Source organism: Mesobacillus sp., from assembly GCF_047739415.1.
Taxonomy (GTDB): domain Bacteria; phylum Bacillota; class Bacilli; order Bacillales; family Cytobacillaceae; genus Mesobacillus.
In genome coordinates, this window is sequence record NZ_JBIQOE010000167.1 from 1 (window position 1) to 2,591 (window position 2,591).

The following is a 2,591-nucleotide window of genomic DNA, read 5'->3' on the forward strand; positions in this document are numbered from 1 at the left end:
CGCGGGATCCCTATCAGAATCGGTGTTAATGCTGGCTCTCTTGAGAGACGGATTCTTGAGAAATACGGCTATCCTACAGCAGATGGAATGGTAGAGAGTGCTCTGCACCACATCAAAATCCTCGAGGACCTTGATTTCCATGATATCATCGTTTCGATGAAGGCTTCTGATGTAAACCTGGCGATTGAAGCTTACGAAAAAGCAGCAAAGGCTTTTGATTATCCGCTTCATCTTGGAATTACGGAATCAGGGACTTTATTTGCTGGTACCGTCAAAAGTGCCGCTGGGCTTGGTGCGATTCTCAGCAAGGGAATCGGCAACACAGTCAGGATATCATTGAGTGCAGACCCAGTTGAGGAAGTTAAGGTCGCAAGGGAGCTGCTTAAGTCGTTTGGCCTTGCAGCTAATGCGGCGACACTAATCTCCTGCCCAACATGCGGGCGGATCGAAATCGATCTGATCAGCATTGCCAATGAGGTAGAAGAGTACATTTCAACGATTAAGGCGCCAATCAAGGTAGCTGTCCTCGGCTGTGCTGTTAACGGTCCTGGCGAGGCACGTGAAGCTGATATCGGCATTGCGGGTGCAAGAGGAGAAGGCCTTCTTTTCAGAAAAGGAGAGATTGTCCGCAAAGTGCCTGAGGAAACAATGGTAGAGGAACTTAAGAAAGAAATCGATAAAATCGCTGAAGAGAAGATTCGCGAAGCTGCCCTTCAGAAATAAACAATGAAACTGCCCGGGAAACAATTCCCGGGCAGTTTTTGTTGGCAATCATTTTGCACCGTTAGAAGAACGGCAATATAAAGATGCCGACCAGAATTGAGATTGTCCCTATCCCAATCGCCCAGCTTCCGAGAGCGGATCCTCTTCTGCGAGCCATGAAGCCAAGGACAATCCCTGCAGCTCCGAAAAGAACAGGTAAAATAAACAGCGACAAGATCGATAGGGCAAGAGCTGATAAAGCAAGCCCTCGTCCTCCAGTTGTACTTTCTTCTTCTGAACTTCTTGTAAATGCAGGTGGTGCAGGAGCAGCAATCTCCGCCGCAGTTTCTTCCTGATACTGTTCCTTACGTACAGGTCGGGCAATTGCAGTCATCTCCTGGTAGTGCTCATCACGCCCAGGTCCAGCGATTGCAGTCATTTCCTGATAGTGTTCCTCACGTTCAGGACCTGCGATCGCAGTCATTTCCTGGTAATGCTCATCACGTGCAGGAGAGTACAGTTCAGTTGCTGTTTCTTCCTGGTATATTTCATCACGCGCATCCCTTATAGTGATGACATCCTGCTTAGGTTCAGTGATATATTCGGTACCTCTCTGTTTTCGCTCTTGGTCTGCCACTTTAATCCCTCGCTTTCTTAAGTGGAGCATTTATTATTGTTTACGAGTACTGAGGATTTCATCATGGCAATGTTTGACTAACTTGAGAAAGTAAATCTTTTGCGTGCCTTACATATTTGGTAAGATTAAAGAAAGATCAATGTTTAAGGAGCAGATTGATGAAAAAACGTTTTGGCATAGACATCGATGGTACAGTCACTTGTCCGACTACATTTGTACCTTATTTAAATGAAGGATTCGATTTGAATATTACACTGGATGATATTAAGCAATATGATTTTATGCCGCTTGTATCTGTTTCTGAAAGAGAGTTCGCAGCCTGGTTCAAAAAAATGGAGCCAGTAATTTATTCCAACTCGCCTTTAGCAGAAGGAGCTAAGGAAATTTTAAAAAGCTGGGAGAAACACCACGAATTATTTTTCATCAGTGCAAGGGGAACACATTTACTAGATCTGACTAAAGAATGGTTTTCTGCCAACGAACTTAGGTACCATGACATCCATCTGATCGGCTCGCACGATAAAATTGAGGCAGCACGAAAATACGAAGTGGATATATTTTTTGAGGATAAACACGATAATGCAGTTAACCTGCATGAAGAACTACAGATTCCGGTTATCCTTTTCAATACTCCTTATAACCAGGAACCGATTCCTGAAGGAGTTATCCGGGTGAATAACTGGCAGGAAGCAAATGAATGGGTAGAAAACTGGTTTTTAAAAAATAGTTAAAAACGGCCACTTGCATGGCCGTTTTTTCGTTTTTATCGTTATTTTTTAATTATTGAACACAGTCAGGGCAGCGACCGTATATTTCGAATTTATGTCCGGAAATATCATAGCCTTTGAAGCTTGCTTCAATATTCCTCATTGGACAGGTCTCAATTTCCTTCGTTTTGCCACAGTCAAGGCAAATGAAGTGATGATGGTGCTCTTTATGTGAGCAGGTGAATCGGAAATGCTTTTCACCTGACAACTCTGTCATTTCCAGAATACCAAGATCAGCAAACACACTCAAATTCCTGTAGATGGTATCGAAGCTCAAGCCAGGATAACTCCCCTTCATTTGTTCCAGGACATCGCGAGCAGTCAAATATTTGTCATTATCGGAAAACAACTGGAGCATATCTTCCCTTTTTCCAGTATGCTTATAACCCTGTTCCTTTAACAGGTCCATTGCTTCGTTCACATTCATGATATCACCCCATTAGATGGATCTCGTAGCCGCTCGTTTTTTTAGCCAAATGGCCAGC

General features: G+C 43.7%; 4 protein-coding genes. 2 read left to right on the top strand and 2 right to left on the bottom strand.

All coding sequences use genetic code 11. From position 1 onward, the window contains the following. Window positions 1-723, top strand: a 723-nt coding sequence (gene ispG / locus ACH0QE_RS13010; RefSeq protein ID WP_415801063.1) for a (E)-4-hydroxy-3-methylbut-2-enyl-diphosphate synthase, incomplete at its 5' end; no start/stop codon positions are given. Window positions 724-784: 61 nt separating this feature from the next. Here the strand turns inward: ispG and ACH0QE_RS13015 are convergent. Continuing rightward, on the bottom strand, window positions 785-1,339 hold the full coding sequence (locus tag ACH0QE_RS13015) for a DUF4190 domain-containing protein (protein ID WP_415801064.1): 555 nt from the start codon (window positions 1,337-1,339) through the stop codon (window positions 785-787). A 158-nt stretch (window positions 1,340-1,497) separates the two neighbouring features. Between ACH0QE_RS13015 and ACH0QE_RS13020 the strand changes: the two genes are divergently transcribed. Then, window positions 1,498-2,070: a 5' nucleotidase, NT5C type gene (locus tag ACH0QE_RS13020; RefSeq protein WP_415801065.1), complete on the top strand. Its 573-nt coding sequence runs from the start codon at window positions 1,498-1,500 to the stop codon at window positions 2,068-2,070. Window positions 2,071-2,119: 49 nt separating this feature from the next. Here the strand turns inward: ACH0QE_RS13020 and ACH0QE_RS13025 are convergent, their stop codons facing one another. Further along, window positions 2,120-2,533, bottom strand: coding sequence for a Fur family transcriptional regulator (locus ACH0QE_RS13025; RefSeq protein ID WP_415801066.1), 414 nt, complete (start codon window positions 2,531-2,533; stop codon window positions 2,120-2,122). Window positions 2,534-2,591 lie beyond the last annotated feature (58 nt).